The organism is Natronosalvus vescus (assembly GCF_023973145.1).
Taxonomy (GTDB): domain Archaea; phylum Halobacteriota; class Halobacteria; order Halobacteriales; family Natrialbaceae; genus Natronosalvus; species Natronosalvus vescus.
The window spans coordinates 3,278,836-3,294,071 of the sequence record NZ_CP099546.1; the positions used below are offsets into that span (position 1 = coordinate 3,278,836).

Sequence of the window (15,236 nt, forward strand, 5' to 3'; positions counted from 1 at the left end):
CCTGTTATGAATCTACTGGGCGATGGTTCCACTCCACCTCTTTTTCCATTCACAAACGATGGTGATGTGTTTCACGAGGTCACGAGACGACCCCAACGACGACCGTCAATCGACGCGGAATATCGCGGATGAGGCCGGAATAGCCGGGCTCACCGTCGCGAATTACCTGGGGTCGACTCCCGACCCGTCACGGGTTCGTTCGAGCACGCGGTGGGCGTAAAACGCCACCGAAAAATCCTGTGGCGAGGGGATGGCACACGCGAGCAGGCCGATCACCACGGCGCTCACGACCGGGTGATCGACTGGCGCACCGAACGAGAGGGCGAGGGTGGGCAGTGCCAGCACGACGGGAACGAGTGCGGCGACCCGAAGGTGCCAGGCGGGTTCGTGTCCGGTCGGCCGAGGATGGACGGCTGCCCAGGGGCAACTCGCCAGCGCGGCGAGGACGCCGTCGTGTCGATCCGGGAAGTAGACGACCTCGTACTCGACGCCAGCACGTCGAAGCGCGAGGGCGTGTGTCCACTCGTGTGCGACCAGGCCAACGGGGACAGTGATCAGGAGGGCGAGCCCGGCAATCAGCAGATCCGTTCCTATCATCGTGCGTCCGCGTTCGTCTGTGGCTTCGACGAATGCGTTATCAATCCGTCGATCCAGCTAACTCACGCACTCGAGAATTGGGTTCTCGGGACAAACGAGTCAGGGTGGACTACTGTGGATATTATATGTTGTCGGCCATTCACGACGCTGCACGACCGATCACTCATCGTCGACAGCCAACTGCGTCGATTCTCGAGACACGTTCCTGAACAATGATTAAGTACCCTGGTGCGCTATGCCATGTCATGACGTTCACCGAGACGATCGACTTCGGGCACGAAGACCGCAAACGGATCTACGAGTACGTCGAACGCCACGGGGCGGTCGAACCGGACGACGTCCAGGAACGGCTCACCATCGATCCCGGTGGATTTCGCCATCACGTCGCCATCCTGAAGCGGGACGGTCGACTCGACGACCGAGACGGCTTACTTCGTGTAACTATCGACGCTGGCGCTGAAGAGGAGTACCACAGCGACGACCTCGAGTTCCACATCCGACCCGCCAGGCAGGAAGACCTCGCAGGGATCGTCGGGGCGATCCGACAGGTCGCCAGCGAGAGAACGTACATCGTGGCCGAGAGCGTCGCAGACGAGGTCGACCACCAGGACGCGCTGCTTCGGAGCAACGAAATCGAGTCCCGAATGTTCTTCGTCGCGACGGTCAACGACGAGGTCGTCGGGTGGGTACACCTCCACGCCCCCGAACTGGACAAACTCAGTCACACCGCGGAGTTGACCGTCGGCGTCATCGAGGAGTATCGCAGCCACGGCATCGGCTCGCACCTCCTCTCCCGTGGCCTCGAGTGGGCCGGGGCGAACGAGTACGAGAAGGTGTACAACAGCGTCCCCTCGACCAACGAGGACGCCGTCGAGTTCCTCGAAACCCACGGCTGGGAGGTCGAGGCCGTCCGCGAGGATCACTACAAACTCGACGGCGAGTACGTCGACGAAGTGATGATGGCCCTCGAACTGTAGGCTTTTCGTCGTTCGAAACTGACGTTTTCGCCCGTTTTCCGCGTCGTCCGTTTCCACCTGTTGGGCTCACATGCTCGAGACTCGAGATTCAGGATTCGCGACTCGAGCCCAGAGAACGTCTATACCGTCCAGTAACGGCACGCAGCGTCGCCACGGGAGCACTCATTGAGGGCAGCGATGACGACCGCGGGAACCGAAAGACAGTTTTCCCGATCCACATAATCGGAAGGCATGCTCTCGATTGCACTTGCCGGCAAGCCCAACGCCGGCAAGTCGACGTTCTACACCGCGGCGACGATGGCCGACGTCGACGTCGCGAACTACCCCTTCACCACCATCGACGCCAATCGCGGCGTCAGCTACGTTCGCACCGAATGCCCCTGCCTCGAGCGCGACGAGCGCTGCACCAGCGACGACTGCCGCGACGGCAAACGCTACGTCCCGATCGAACTGCTCGACGTGGCCGGCCTGGTTCCGGGGGCCCACGAGGGGAAAGGCCTCGGGAACCAGTTCCTCGACGAACTGACGAACGCCGACGTCATCGTCAACGTCATCGACGCCTCCGGCGGCACCAACGAGAAGGGTGAACCCGTCGACATCGGCAGCCACGACCCACTCGAGGATATCGACTTCGTCGAGGCGGAGATGGACATGTGGCTCGCCGGTATCGTCGACGGCAATTGGGAGAGCGTCGAACGGAAGTCGCGCTCGCCAGACTTCGACCTCGACGAGGTGCTCGGGGAGATGATGTCCGGATTCGGCGCGTCGCCGACCGACATCGCGACCATTCTTCGCGACCTCGACTATCCCGAGGACCCGATCCAGTGGACTGAAGATGATCGGGAAGCGCTCGCGACCGAGATTCGCCAGCGGACGAAACCGATCGTCGTCGCGGCGAACAAGATCGACGTCGCGCCCGAAGAGAACGTCGAACGGCTACTCGAGCTGGACAAACCCGTGATCCCGACGACAGCCGAAGGCGAGCGCGCGCTCCGGAATGCAGCCGAGGGTGGCCTGATCGACTACGATCCCGGCGACGAGACGCTCGAGATCACCGGCGACGTGAGCGACGCCCAGCGCGATGCGCTCGAGGGACTCGCGGAGACGATGGCGAACTGGAACGGGACGGGCGTGCAAGAGGCACTGAACTACGCGGTGTACGACCTGCTCGATCACCTCACAGCCTACCCCGTCCAGGACGCCTCGAAGTGGTCTGACGGCAGCGGGAACGTCCTGCCCGACGCCTTCTTGCTGCCGGATGGTTCGACGCCCGTCGACCTGGCCTACACCGTCCACTCCGACATCGGCGACGGTTACCTCCACGCGGTCGACGCCCGTTCCTCGCGGGAGGTCAGTGACAGCTACGAACTCGAGGAGGGGGACGTGATCAAGATCGTGAGCACTAACTGAAAAACCGTAACGTGTTACTCGTTTTCGAGCGCGTCGTAGATATCTCGATTCCCGGTTCGGTCTGCCGCTGTCACTCGCTGGACGAGTTCACGTCGAATGTCGTCCATCACTTCATCAAGGGGAGCAACCGGACTCTGAACCTTCCTCGGTCGCCATAGTTGTTGCAGTGTCCCGACTGTGATGAATCGGTCTGGTTAGACGAACCACCAGTCAGTTCGTCCAGCCCGTATCCGATACGGTCGTCGCCCCGTCCATCCGGCAGCACGTCACTCATTCGCACTTTCAGTAATTATAAATAGAATGTGTGTTAGTAACAAACACTGGCTGAGACTGGCATGAAAAAGCGGATCGACCTAACTCTGTGGCACGATGGGTGCTGGATGCTCGAGCTCACGCGCGACCGGCCCGACGTCGAACTCGTCGTGACCGACATCTGTCCGGATGGAACCGACATTCTCGCGACGGTCGTCATCAGTGCGGACGAACACGATTTACGGGGCGCAGGCGACAGTGCAATGGCGTATCCGACGGTCAGGGCCACCGACGTCCTCGAGTCTGGGAACGGCTATCTTCGGATTCACATCCGCTACGATGCCGAAGCGTCGATCTACGCGACGATCGTCGCCTCCTCGCTCACGCCCGTCGGAGAGATTCGAATCGCCGACGAGCGGGAACACTGGACGTTGCTCGCGGATGGATCGGCGATCAGTCGGTCTATCGCCGATCTCGAGGCGGTTGCCGACGTCGACGTCCGCCGCGTCGTCGACTACGAACCCGACACCACCGTGAGCCACGACGTCGTCGACGAGATCCGGGCGGATCTCTCGCCCAGGCAGACGACCTACCTCCTGTCGGCGCTCGAGGAAGGGTACTACGGGTGGCCCAGGGACATTTCGGCGAAAGAACTCGCCGAGAATCACGACGTCGCCGGGCCGACGGCGCTCGAGTCCCCGTTTCCCGATCGGACGGACGTACGCGGCCGGTAGATCCGGAACGCGATTCGTCGCTTCTCAGCGTCCGATTCCGAACTGCGTTCGCGTCTCTGGCTCTGGGCTCGTTCAGTCGCGTTGTAGTTATCACTTCTCCCTGAATAGGGTGTTTGCTCACACCGAATCGTGGCCACCCATTTCTGGCCACTAGTTTCAGTTTCACTCCGGTGAAGACATCCTTATTCACCGTCGGTGAGAATCACTATACGATAATGACGGTCGGTCACTCGGTGGCGTTGCTAGCCCTTCCGGAAGCGACGCTCGAGTGTGTCTCTCAACATGCGGTTCGAGACGCAGTCAGGTACTTCACACCGGATCTGGTCGCGGTTCCCGGGGCTCGCAATCCGATCGCGTACGCGACCGCTCGAGAGGCGGCACCGGATCTTCCCATCGTCCATCCACAACTCGGCACCGGTGGTACCCGTATCCACCACTATCGATCCAGCCCAGATGCAGGTGTTCACGAAGCATCCGACGAGCGCCCCCCGGCAGAAACGATGGATTTTCTCGCCGTACAGAGCCGCGATGTCCTCTCCGATCTTGCGAGACAACTCACAACGGGCGAACGACAGACGGGCAGCGACGCTGGGACGTTCCTGATCGTTCCTGAACTCGCCGTCGAGTGGGACACGACGACGCTCTCCACGACCCTTCCAAACGCCCAGGAACTGGTGACGATCAGCGCGATGCTCCCCGAACCAGTCACTGTCCTAGTCGGCGGCCAGCCAGCAACGTACGCCCACGAGTGGTCGCTTACACACGCTGACTCATCAGTACGGGTACCGATTGCCGGGCTCGGTGCAGCGGATCGAGACGGTTCGATGTTCGCACAGTGTACCTGTACGACCCATGGGAGCGTCGCTGCGGAAGCCGTCGATTCCGATCAGTTCGGACTCAAAGCGTTGTACGGCGTTGGCGAAGCGACTGCAGACCGGTTGCGAACGCACGGCTGTGAAACGACACGGGATATCCTCGATCTCGCAGTCAGTGATCTCGTCGAACTCCCAGGAATTGGGCGGACAACCGCTGAGAAAATCCATGCCCACGCCGACGTCATCGACTCGAGTGAGCCACTCGTGCTAACGAATAAGAGGCCGGTCAAAACCCGCGACGATCGCCCACCGCTCTGTCTCGATATCGAAACCGATGGGCTCTCGCCAACCATCATCTGGCAGATTGGCGTGTATGATCCGGCGACGGACAGTCACCAGACGTTCATCGAGAAAAACCATCCCGAGGATCCACAGCCAGTGCTCGAAGCGTTCGTCATCTGGCTACTCGCCAATCACCGTGACCGAACCATCCTGACCTGGAACGGGCACCGCTTCGATTACCGATACATTCGGCAGTTTCTCACCCAGCTCCTCCCCGAGTATCTCGACGCGTGGGACGACCTCTGGAAATACGACCTGTACAAGTGGGCGGTTCGTGATGGGAACGCCTTGCTCCCCGGTCGAACGAACAAACTCGATCACGTCGCTCGAGCCATCGGCTACGACGCTTCAGCAACTGGGTTGACGGGCGCACAGACGGCCGCCGCCTACCAGGCGTTCATGCGAAATCCAGCCGATCCAGAGACCGAACCCGACTGGGAGCGCCACAGAACCTACTGTGAAGACGATTGCCGGGCGCTCTGGTACGTCTACAAGGCTATTACAGAGGCGCCACGACGAGATATGACTGACAGTGGGGCTGGTGGCGCTGACGGGCAACAGGCCGGACTCACAGATTTCCACCCATGACCGATAAACACACGACCGACGCGAGTACTCGGAGCGACGTCGCAGGAACAGCCCTCATCGAAACGTTCCCTCGCACCACCCTCACTCCGGAATCGGAGTACATCGACCGCATCGAACTCCCCGCGAAACCGGCTGACACCGTCCCAGCGAGCGATGTGTTGGATTCCACACTCGCAGACCCGTATCCGTACGACCTGTTCAGCCACCAGGCCGACGCCCTGGAGGCACTCGAGGACGGCGAGAACGTCACGGTCACGACGTCGACGTCCAGCGGAAAGACGCATATTTACGGCCTGCAGATCGCCCGAAATCTCCTCGAGGCCGGAGTCCTCAACGCCGACGGGTCTCGTGCGAGTACCGGCAACACTGCATCGACCGTACTGTGTGTGTATCCGATGAAAGCACTGACGAAAGACCAGCACGAAGCGCTCGAGGACCTGTACGACCAACTCGGACTCGACGTTCGCGTCCGGATGTACGATGGCGACACGACGGGTGATCGCCGTGCAATCCGCGAGCAGGCGGACGTCATCCTCACCAACTTTGCCGGACTCAACGTCTATCTCGAACACCACGACAGGTGGAGCCGGTTTTACAGCGCACTCGATCTCGTCGCTATCGACGAATCGCACACCTACACCGGGGTCGAAGGGATGCACGTCGCGTGGATCCTACGTCGGATCCAGCGCGTAACCGACTACTGGGGTGGCAATCCACAGTACGTTCTCACCTCGGCAACGATCGGTAATCCACGGGAGCACTCCGAGGAACTGATCAACGCGCCCGTAACCGTCGTCGACGAGGATGGTTCACCCCACGGGCCGCGTGATATCGTCCTCTGGAACCCACCACCGCGAGAGACGACGCAGGATGACACGTCGGACGAGTTCCCGCTATCACCCGAACTCGAGGACGAGACGGACGAAGGGCAAGATGAGGTGTTGGCAGATCCTGACGAGGAGTTCATCACCGAACGCGTGTCCGCAAGTGTCGAGGCCCCGAAAATCTTCGATCACCTCACCGCATCTGACGTTCGGACGTTGCTGTTCTGTCCAAGCCGCAAACTCACCGAACTCAGTGTTCAACGAGCGACTGACCATCGGCGCTCCACTTCTCGAGCGTACGGTCGGTCGAGTCCCGCGGACTATGCGGCGTACAACGCGGGGCTCGGACGCCGTACACGCCACTCTCGAGAACAGCAGTTCAAAACCGGGGTACTCACCGGCCTGGCAACGACCTCCGCGCTCGAGCTCGGCATCGATATCGGAAGCCTCGATGCGACCGTGTTGATGGGGTATCCAGGCCAGCGACAGGCGTTCTGGCAACGTATCGGCCGTGCAGGGCGCGGAGCCAGCCGCAGCCTCGCCGTCATGGTCGGAGATCATCGCACCCTCGATCAGTACGTTCTGAACAATCCGGAGTACTTGCTCGAAACTGACGTCGAAGACGCCGTCGTCGATACCTCGAACAATGCCGTCTTCGCCACCCACGTGTTGTGTGCCGCTGACGAGATCGCGCTCGACGAGGCGGATATCGATACATTCGCCGACGAGGATCGGCTGCGGGCGGCCGTCAAAATGTGGCGTGAAGCCGGTTTCGTCGACGGCTACCTCGACGCTGCCGTCCACTACAGCGGCCCCGGGCGGCCACAGACCCGTGTCAACCTCTATGGAACCACCGGCACGGACTACCAGCTCAAACTGGCCGACGACGTGGACTGTGAGCGCTGGGGCATCCCCGACGACCTCGACCTGGAACCAGTCAACCGAAATCGTGCCTACCGCGATTATCACGAGGGCGCTGTCAGACTGCAACACGGCCAGCAGTTCGAAGTGGTCACTGTCGATGACAACCGACCCCAGCCCGTCATCGAACTCGAGCCGGTCGATTGTGGGTACTACACCCAATCTCGAAACAAGGTCAACGTACTGGACGCTACGTCCGAGCGATCCAGAGAGATCAACGGGTTCACCCTTCACTTCGGTCGCGGAACGGTGTTAGTCCATCACCACGCCTACGACGAGATGCACATCGGCAACAGCGAGCCAAAGCAACAGATGATTCCGACTGACACCCCGCCGATCCTGATGAATACCCAGCTGTGCTGGCTCGAGGTTCCCGGTGAAATTGAAGCGGCCCTCATCCGAAAATACAAAGACTACGGCATCGAGACCGGTGTGGATCCGGATCAGGCACAGGTTGTCCATCTCGGATACGTCGCCGGATTGCACGCCGCCGAACACGCGACGATCCAGACGGCACCACTCGAGCTCAGGGTCGATACGAACGATCTGGGCGGGTTAGCAACGCTGATTATGGACACACACTACGCCCATTCCGAATACGACGATATCGCCGACTCGATCGGTGAGTCCTTCGAAGCCGCCATGGCCGCCCTCGAGCAGCGATCCCAGGAGGTCGGTGGACAGACGGCTTCGGGCTGGTTTATTTACGACGGCGTCGACGGCGGACTTGGATTCGCCCGCGCTATTTACGACAACTTCGAAGCCCTCGCCGAACGCGCCCGGGAGCAGCTCACACAGTGTCAGTGCGGACAGCCCAACGGGTGTCCAGCCTGTACGTTCGACGAAAACTGCGGCAACGATAACAAACCGCTCCTCAGAGCTTCCGCCGTGGACGTCCTCGAGCACCTCCTCGGTGAGGCCGATCGTGACGACCTCGAGGCGTATCTGCCGGACAAATACGGTGGTGAGCGACGGCCGACGCTGTACTACTCGTGATTTCCCTGGCGTCGCGCGATTAACTACCGGACGCTAACGGTCTAAATCATATGATTGCGTAAGAATGAAATGCTCCGTCAGGGATTCGAACCCTGGTCATTGCCGTGAGAGGGCAATATGATTGGCCGGACTACACCAACGGAGCGGTGTCGTACACTCTATGGTTGCTGCGAGGACTGTTTAAGCGTTCCGTTTCGAACCTGGACTGCGTCCCCGTGGCACGGTTCGGCCTGCCTACTCTTCGTAGGGAGACTTCGCCGCTTCGGGTTCGAAGCCCTCGAGGCTGATGATGTTTTCACGCCCCACTCGAAGTTTGCTGATGGTACCGTCGGATTCCATCTCCGAGAGCAGCATGCTCACCTTGGATTTCGACCAGCCCGTCTCGTCGACGATGTTGACCTGTTTCATGCGGCCACCGTTGTCCCGTATCAGCGAGACCACGCGATCCTCGTCGCTCAGCAGTTCGTCGTCTGGAATTGGATCGGCTGTCGGGGTCGCTGCCGCGTCGGCCGTGGCCGATTGTTCGTCAACGGTATCCGACTCGTCAGCCCCAGACTGGTCGTATCGTCTCGCCGCCACGGCGATAGCGGTCAGTGTGATACCTACGAGGAGCACGGCTCCAAGAACCAGCCAGAGACTCGAGGCGTCCGTGAATCGCTCCATGACCGAACCGGCGGCTTCGTTGGAACTGGCAGCGTCTCGCTCGAGGACGACACGCGGTTGGCCGTCGAGGAACTGGAACGGACCTTGCCAGGTTATCGAGGAACTCCCTTCGAGCGAGGCGCCGTTGAATTCGCCGTCGGGTTGCATTTGGCTGAAGGTTAGCCCCGAGTCAGATTCGATGACGAGATCCTGGTCGGACGCGATGTTGAAAGCCCCATCGAAGACGTCACCGACGATAATTTCGTCGTCTTCGACCTGTGCGAAGTTCGTCCAGGTGAAGGACATTTCGACGACACCAATTCTGTTGAGGCGTTGTTCGACGGCCGCAGACCGGTTGAAGTTTGTGGCTTCCATCTCGCGGTCGGTTTCGGCGGTTCCGATGCTTACCAGGCTTTCAGCTTGGTCGATGAATCGCGTGTAGAGCTCAGTTTCCTCGGATTCGAAGTCTTCGAAGGCGTCCTCGAACGCTTCTTCTTCTTCCTCGCTATCATTACCGACAAAATCCCGTTCGTAGCGAAACGTCCACGTTGCAGACCCGTCTTCGTGAACGGTGATCGTAAAGGTCGTCGAGTCGAAATTGCCGGTCGACGTAGCGGAAATGCCGCTTCTATAGGACGCCGCTGTGGTCTGCTCGTCGGTAGTTTCGGTCGCAAATGGAGTGGAAGATCCGAACCGATCGCCGTCGGCGGCCCGAACGTCCGTGGCGAGCAGCGGGCTGCCCATACCAGCCACGAGGAGCATGAGGGCGACGACGAGGACACCTCCGACGAGAGCCGACCTATTCATTCGTGTGCTTCCTACGTGCTCTTCCTAAAAGACCTTGTGAATCCAGCTTTGGGTTGTAAACGGTGTCGTGTGGTCGGTCGTAGACACTCTAGACGAGCGCTGTCGGTGGTCGGTTGCCACTGTCGTGGTCTCGAGGTGTGCTATCCGCATCAGGGGAACGGATTGGCGGTATGACTCTCGAATGGGACGGGAGCCAAATCCCACTGATCTCGAGTGCCGAAACAACTGGTTACGGAACGACTTATGGACACTCACCAGTGTGTCGATACGCACAAACCTCCAAGAGCCGTACCGTCGAGCGATGATCCATAACCTCGCTGCGGGAGAGCAGGTCTTTACGAGCAATGCCTTTCTGGTAACGGGCGAGCGACCCGTGCTCGTCGATACTGGCGCGAATTTCGACGTCGTCTCCCGGATACGGGAGCGGACGGACTCACTCGAGGCCGTCGTCCTCACTCACACCCATCCCGACCACGTGGGGAATCTCGCTGCGGTCACGGAGGCGTTCGACGTCGACGTGTGGGGCTACGATCCAGACGTCGACGGCGTCGACCATCAGATCGCGGACGAATCGACAGTTCGACTCGGTGATCACGAGTACGTTGCCCTGCACACACCCGGGCACAAAGACGATCACCTCTGTCTGTACGCCGCCGAGCCGAACATCCTGTTTGCCGGTGATTTAATCTTCCAGAACGGTGGGTTCGGTCGAACCGACCTCCCGGAAGGGGATCGAGGAGCCCTGTTCGAGAGCATCGATCGCGTCCTCAAATTGGTCGACGAGAACCTCACGGCGCTGCACACCGGTCACGGCCCGAGCGTCACCACACAGCCGTACGACCACGTCGAACTGGCGAGTCGGATGGCTCGCCAGATGTAGCTGTGAGTGAGTATCTGGCGCGTCGCAATCACTACGGCTTGAGACCGTAGTATCCGGGTTCCTCGTCCGTTCGCGGCTCCGCGACGACGAGGTCGTTCGCGTTCGTCATGATCCAGGGGATCGCCCAGTCGAGTAAGATGTCCTCTGTCTCCCGATCGATTTCCGCGTCGGGGTCGAGTCCCTGGAGCAGTCGGGCAATCTCGTAGACGGTGTACATGTGATCGGACTCGAGGAGCTCGTCTGGTGTGTAGAAGTCACACGGTGGGAGCCGGTCGAATTCATCCTTCGGGACGGGCATGGCTTGACGTACGACGGCGCCTGGCTAAACGGTGTGGATTTCGTGCAGGTACAGCGGAGGTGCGCGCCAGCGCGACCGCTCGAGCCACGGCCGCCACAAAAATGTGAAGGTGAACGACTCGTCGCTTACTCGAAGTGGTCGAGACACTTCTGGTACTGCTCGTCGACGGAATCCCAGTTGATGACGTCGAAGAACCCATCGATGAAGCTGCCACGGTCTGGGCCGTAGTCGTAGTAGTAGGAGTGCTCCCAGACGTCACAGGCCAGAATGGGGTGGGATCCCCACAGCGCGCCTTGGTCGTGTTTGTCGACCTTGACGTTGCGCAGTTGCTTTGCAACCGGGTCGTACACGAGCAGCGCCCAGCCGCCGGCGGCACTCGCGGCGGCTTCGAACTCGCCTTTCCATCCTTCGTAGGAGCCGAAGTCCTCTTCGATGCGGTCGGCGAGATCGCCCTCGGGCTCGCCGCCACCGTTTGGTGACATGTTCTCCCAGAACAGCGTGTGGAGGTAGTGACCACAGCCGTTGTGGGTGACGTTGCCGAGCGCGCCGGCGGTGGAACCGAAGTCGCCGGACTCGCGGTTTTCCGCGAGCGTCTCTTCGGCCGCGTTCAGGCCGTTGACGTAGCCCTGATGGTGCGTGTCGTGGTGCCAGGTGACGACCTGTTCGGAGATCGATGGCTCGAGTGCGTCGTAATCGTATGGAAGTGGTGGAAGTTCGTGATCAGTCATTCGGAAACACCGATTGAGCAATCGCGGCCTAACCTGTTAAATATTGAGGAGTGAAACGCTACCATGGCGCATAATGTTGTCGCTGGAAGGTGGTTTTGCCGGGCAACCGACTCAGCGGGTCGCCAGGTACTCGCCGTGATTGATGCTGATGACGGGTAAGACGACGCCGAAGATGGTCGTGGAGGGCATTGCCATCGTCAGAACGGTGTCAGTCGTCATGCCATCGGCACCGTCACGAACGCCCCGACGGCGGCGACGATCAGCACGCACGCGGCGACCGTTTTCGGCAGATCAAACTCGAGTGCCAGAGCGAACGCGACGGGGAGAACGTGTCGAAGAGTATCGGATGTGTCGGGAAACGAAAAAGCGGGATCGTCGTTCGTGTTGTTTGACAGAAATCGGAGAGAAGTCGATTGCGAATTCGCGGCCGTCACCCGCGGGGACGGCCAGTAGCGCGACTGATCTTCGATTAGAACTGTCCGACAGTATCAGGCGTCGCCAGACGGTCGGACGACGTTCGCGAGCGACACCATCGTCCCGAGGAACCAGCCGACCGGGAACGAAAAGCCGATCCACATCGCCGCGTACGCGGCACCCTCGAGCTGGTAGTTGTCACGCAGGTACTGGTTGAGGTCGCCGACGACGAACACCGTGTCGAGCAGCCAGACGGCGAGGTCGTAGCTCGGATCGAGCACGTACGGCTCGAGCGACGGCGTAACGAGGGCGGCGACGACTGGCGGTAAGAACAGTGCGGTCATCGCGAACGGATACGCGAGGATCACCGAAAGCGCGCGTCCGCCGAACTTCGAGCACGTCGCGGCGAGGGCGGTCGAAACCACGGCGACCCCGCTCGCTGCGGCCACGGCGAGGACGGCGTCGACGGGGATATCGACCTGCTCCATGTAGGACATGACCCCCCAGACGATCGTGAGCAACCCCCAGCCGACCAGCGCGATACCGGTGACGCCGACGATACCAAGTCGGGTTTGCGTCGAGTCGAGTTTGGAGGCGTAAAAGCGGGTTGCGAGCCCGATGACGGTGAGCGGATAAACGATGAGCAGGCCGAGGGCTCCGAACAGGCTCCAGAGGTGGTAGCCGAGTTTCTGTGGGATCGTCTCCGGTTTCCACTTGCCCATGACGGAGTGGCCACGGCCGCGTTGACGGGGGAAGATGAGTTCCATCCACGCCCCGTGTAACCGCGCCAGATCGACTTTGATCGCGGCGACGAGCCCACCGCCGCCACGGTTGCGTGCGTGGGTAGACATACCCAATCCAAAATACTGTGTTACCGTAAGTTTTCCTCCTTGGAACTGTCCGCTCGAGGTGATGTTCGCGATTGTACTGGAATCAACGAGGCAACGGGGATCCGACTCGGGTCGCTCAAATTGCAGGCTCTCGCTGCTCGAGCGTTGACCGACTCCCGCGTATCTCACCATCGACGCTCGAGTCCACTTTGGTCGACTATCCACATCGTTTAAGCGTGTTCCCGGATCACCCTGACGTATGGACATCGAGTCATTCTTCGAGGAGATGCCGTTCGCCGACCTGCTGGGTGTCGAGGTCACCGAAGCCGCCGACGGCCACGCCGAGGGGCGTCTCGAGATGCGTGAGGATCTCTCCTGGAACGCCGACCGACTGATGGCTCACGGCGGCGTGACGTTCACGCTCGCGGACACCGTCGGTGGCGCGGCCCTCGTCTCCGAAGTCGAGCAGCCGGTACCGACGATCGATATGCGGATCGATTACCTCTCGGCTGGGACGGGCGACCTCTACGCGGAGGCGGACGTCGTCCGGTGTGGCGGCGACGTCGGCGTCGTTGACGTCGAGGTGTACAGTGAGGACGATACGTTGATCGCGGACGCTCGAGGCGTGTACAAGACGGGGTAAGGAAGCGTACTGTCGCCGAATAGACGACCTGCGTTCGACGGCAACGAACAGACGACCTACGTTCGTTCAGTCAAGCGCACGTGAACGTCATCGGCTGGCTGGAGGGTCGCCCCGGGAGAGAGCGCCAGGTCGGGGTCGCTCACCAGTTCGAGGTCGAACCGCTGCAAGAGGGTGGTGAGCACTACTTTGAGCTCGAGCATCGCAAAGCGCATCCCGATACAGTGGCGAGCACCGCCGCCGAACGGGAAGTACGCGTACTCCGGTCGGTCGTTCACGCACTCCTCGCGCCAGCGATCCGGACGGAACGCCTCCGGCTCGTCGTAAAACCGTTCGTCGCGGTGAATTCGGTACTGCGGCAGGGAGAGTACCGTCCCTTCGGGCACGTCGTAACCGCCGATGGTGACGTCGCGGGTCGGCTTGCGGAAGATTATGTACGCCGGTGGGTACAACCGCATCGTTTCCTGCAGTACGCGATCTGTGACCTCGAGTCGAGTGACGTCTTCGAACGTCGGCGTCGCGCCGCCGAGAACCGCCTGTTGTTCGGCCTCGAGTCGCCGTCGGACGTCGTCGTGCTGGGTGAGCAGGTAGAACGCGTAGGTGAGCACCAGCGAAGTCGTCTCGTGGCCGGCGAAGGTGAATGTGATCAGGTTGTCCTGGATCTCGCGTTCGGTGAGAGCGCCCCCGTTCGATTCGGCGTGATGGACGAGCACTGACAGGAGGTCGTCGCCGGGTTCCTCGGTTCCCGCGGCGTCCGCTCGCCGCTCCTCGATCAGCGTATCGACCCGGTCGCGGTACGCCTCGAGCGTTCGGTGATAGCGTCGATTACCCGGCGTCGGCACCCACTCGGGCAGGAACCCGGCGACACTTCGGGAGTTGCTCTGCTCGTTGATCAACTGGGCAGCTCGTGTGACAGCGTCGCTCTCACCGGGTTCGAGGTCGAGGTCGAACAGCGCGTTCGTGAGGATTCGGAGCGTGAGCCTCGAGAACGCCCGATTCAGCACAATCTCGTCGCCCGTTTCCCAGGAGTCGGCAGTTTGTTCGGCGTATCGAGCCATCGTGTCGGTATAGGAGCGAATGCGGTCGACGGTGAACGCGGGTTGCATGAGCTGACGTTGCGTCCGCCATTGCTCGCCCTGGGTGAACAGAATCCCCTCGGGGGCGAAGTCGAAGCCCTGGTCGGCGAACAGGTACCGCTCGAACGTTTCGGGCTCCTCCACGAGTACCCGCTGGACGTAATCGGGGTGAAACAGCGCGGTGACGGTGTTACCGAGGATCCGATAGCGGACGACGTCGCCGTAGCCGTGTAATTCGTCCAAAAACGCGAACGGTTCCCGGATGATGGAGTGGGTATTTCCGACGATCGGTAGCCCATCGGGCCCTGGCGGCACGCCACCGGATTGTCCACTCGAGTGCGGTGGATCGCTCGAGTTGTTCGTCGACTCCCCCGCTGGGCCGTCGACGTTGCTTTGGGGTCGGGAGGTCATACGAACGTGTACGTGCGGTATCACCTTCGAAATTTGGTCGAAGAGCCTAGACCA

Annotated in this window: 14 protein-coding genes and 1 tRNA gene; 7 read left to right on the forward strand and 8 right to left on the reverse strand. The window is 60.9% G+C overall.

Annotation, left to right across the window (positions count from 1 at the left end):
- Positions 1–162: 162 nt before the first annotated feature.
- Complete coding sequence (locus NGM68_RS15635; RefSeq protein WP_252699158.1) at positions 163–597, reverse strand: hypothetical protein; 435 nt, start codon at positions 595–597, stop codon at positions 163–165.
- Positions 598–842: 245 nt separating this feature from the next.
- Between NGM68_RS15635 and NGM68_RS15640 the strand changes: the two genes are divergently transcribed.
- From NGM68_RS15640 to NGM68_RS15660, 5 genes are all read left to right on the forward strand, one after another.
- Positions 843–1,574: a GNAT family N-acetyltransferase gene (locus NGM68_RS15640; protein WP_252699159.1), complete on the forward strand. Its 732-nt coding sequence runs from the start codon at positions 843–845 to the stop codon at positions 1,572–1,574.
- A gap of 231 nt (positions 1,575–1,805) precedes the next feature.
- A complete protein-coding gene (locus NGM68_RS15645) occupies positions 1,806–2,984 on the forward strand; it encodes a redox-regulated ATPase YchF (RefSeq protein ID WP_252699160.1) in 1,179 nt (392 codons plus the stop codon).
- 380 nt (positions 2,985–3,364) lie between these two features.
- Positions 3,365–3,970: a helix-turn-helix domain-containing protein gene (locus NGM68_RS15650; RefSeq protein WP_252699161.1), complete on the forward strand. Its 606-nt coding sequence runs from the start codon at positions 3,365–3,367 to the stop codon at positions 3,968–3,970.
- A 215-nt stretch (positions 3,971–4,185) separates the two neighbouring features.
- Positions 4,186–5,715: a ribonuclease H-like domain-containing protein gene (locus NGM68_RS15655; RefSeq protein WP_252699162.1), complete on the forward strand. Its 1,530-nt coding sequence runs from the start codon at positions 4,186–4,188 to the stop codon at positions 5,713–5,715.
- Positions 5,712–8,456: a DEAD/DEAH box helicase gene (locus tag NGM68_RS15660; RefSeq protein WP_252699163.1), complete on the forward strand. Its 2,745-nt coding sequence runs from the start codon at positions 5,712–5,714 to the stop codon at positions 8,454–8,456. Before NGM68_RS15655 ends, NGM68_RS15660 begins: the two co-directional genes overlap by 4 nt.
- Positions 8,457–8,526: 70 nt before the next feature.
- Here the strand turns inward: NGM68_RS15660 and NGM68_RS15665 are convergent.
- Positions 8,527–8,601 (reverse strand) — tRNA-Glu (locus tag NGM68_RS15665).
- Positions 8,602–8,690: 89 nt separating this feature from the next.
- Positions 8,691–9,905, reverse strand: a complete 1,215-nt coding sequence (locus NGM68_RS15670; RefSeq protein ID WP_252699164.1) for a helix-turn-helix transcriptional regulator — start codon at positions 9,903–9,905, stop codon at positions 8,691–8,693.
- 301 nt (positions 9,906–10,206) lie between these two features.
- Between NGM68_RS15670 and NGM68_RS15675 the strand changes: the two genes are divergently transcribed.
- Positions 10,207–10,785, forward strand: a complete 579-nt coding sequence (locus NGM68_RS15675) for an MBL fold metallo-hydrolase (RefSeq protein WP_252699165.1) — start codon at positions 10,207–10,209, stop codon at positions 10,783–10,785.
- Positions 10,786–10,816: 31 nt separating this feature from the next.
- Here NGM68_RS15675 and NGM68_RS15680 read toward each other — a convergent pair whose 3' ends face one another.
- From NGM68_RS15680 to NGM68_RS15690, 4 genes are all read right to left on the reverse strand, one after another.
- On the reverse strand, positions 10,817–11,083 hold the full coding sequence (locus NGM68_RS15680) for a DUF5827 family protein (protein WP_252699166.1): 267 nt from the start codon (positions 11,081–11,083) through the stop codon (positions 10,817–10,819).
- Positions 11,084–11,208: 125 nt separating this feature from the next.
- A complete protein-coding gene (gene sod, locus NGM68_RS15685) occupies positions 11,209–11,811 on the reverse strand; it encodes a superoxide dismutase (protein ID WP_252699167.1) in 603 nt (200 codons plus the stop codon).
- A 111-nt stretch (positions 11,812–11,922) separates the two neighbouring features.
- The gene (locus tag NGM68_RS18385; RefSeq protein WP_425493580.1) at positions 11,923–12,030 is read right to left on the reverse strand and encodes a DUF7333 family protein; all 108 of its coding nucleotides are present in this window, start codon (positions 12,028–12,030) and stop codon (positions 11,923–11,925) included.
- A 269-nt stretch (positions 12,031–12,299) separates the two neighbouring features.
- Positions 12,300–13,076, reverse strand: coding sequence for a hypothetical protein (locus NGM68_RS15690; protein WP_252699168.1), 777 nt, complete (start codon positions 13,074–13,076; stop codon positions 12,300–12,302).
- A gap of 238 nt (positions 13,077–13,314) precedes the next feature.
- On the opposite strand from NGM68_RS15690, the gene NGM68_RS15695 reads away from it, so the two are divergent.
- Positions 13,315–13,698, forward strand: a complete 384-nt coding sequence (locus NGM68_RS15695) for a PaaI family thioesterase (RefSeq protein ID WP_252699169.1) — start codon at positions 13,315–13,317, stop codon at positions 13,696–13,698.
- Positions 13,699–13,754: 56 nt separating this feature from the next.
- Here NGM68_RS15695 and NGM68_RS15700 read toward each other — a convergent pair whose 3' ends face one another.
- The gene (locus tag NGM68_RS15700) at positions 13,755–15,182 is read right to left on the reverse strand and encodes a cytochrome P450 (RefSeq protein ID WP_252699170.1); all 1,428 of its coding nucleotides are present in this window, start codon (positions 15,180–15,182) and stop codon (positions 13,755–13,757) included.
- Between the last annotated feature and the right edge of the window lie 54 nt (positions 15,183–15,236).

Bases quoted from the DNA above. Each gene is read 5' to 3' on its own strand.
- NGM68_RS18385 (WP_425493580.1), bottom strand. From the start codon at position 12,030: ATGACGACTGACACCGTTCTGACGATGGCAATGCCCTCCACGACCATC.
- sod (WP_252699167.1), bottom strand. From the start codon at position 11,811: ATGACTGATCACGAACTTCCACCACTTCCATACGATTACGACGCACTC.
- NGM68_RS15655 (WP_252699162.1), top strand. From the start codon at position 4,186: ATGACGGTCGGTCACTCGGTGGCGTTGCTAGCCCTTCCGGAAGCGACG.
- NGM68_RS15680 (WP_252699166.1), bottom strand. From the start codon at position 11,083: ATGCCCGTCCCGAAGGATGAATTCGACCGGCTCCCACCGTGTGACTTC.
- NGM68_RS15700 (WP_252699170.1), bottom strand. From the start codon at position 15,182: ATGACCTCCCGACCCCAAAGCAACGTCGACGGCCCAGCGGGGGAGTCG.
- NGM68_RS15650 (WP_252699161.1), top strand. From the start codon at position 3,365: ATGCTCGAGCTCACGCGCGACCGGCCCGACGTCGAACTCGTCGTGACC.
- NGM68_RS15645 (WP_252699160.1), top strand. From the start codon at position 1,806: ATGCTCTCGATTGCACTTGCCGGCAAGCCCAACGCCGGCAAGTCGACG.
- NGM68_RS15635 (WP_252699158.1), bottom strand. From the start codon at position 597: ATGATAGGAACGGATCTGCTGATTGCCGGGCTCGCCCTCCTGATCACT.
- NGM68_RS15690 (WP_252699168.1), bottom strand. From the start codon at position 13,076: ATGTCTACCCACGCACGCAACCGTGGCGGCGGTGGGCTCGTCGCCGCG.
- NGM68_RS15670 (WP_252699164.1), bottom strand. From the start codon at position 9,905: ATGAATAGGTCGGCTCTCGTCGGAGGTGTCCTCGTCGTCGCCCTCATG.
- NGM68_RS15675 (WP_252699165.1), top strand. From the start codon at position 10,207: ATGATCCATAACCTCGCTGCGGGAGAGCAGGTCTTTACGAGCAATGCC.
- NGM68_RS15695 (WP_252699169.1), top strand. From the start codon at position 13,315: ATGGACATCGAGTCATTCTTCGAGGAGATGCCGTTCGCCGACCTGCTG.
- NGM68_RS15640 (WP_252699159.1), top strand. From the start codon at position 843: ATGACGTTCACCGAGACGATCGACTTCGGGCACGAAGACCGCAAACGG.
- NGM68_RS15660 (WP_252699163.1), top strand. From the start codon at position 5,712: ATGACCGATAAACACACGACCGACGCGAGTACTCGGAGCGACGTCGCA.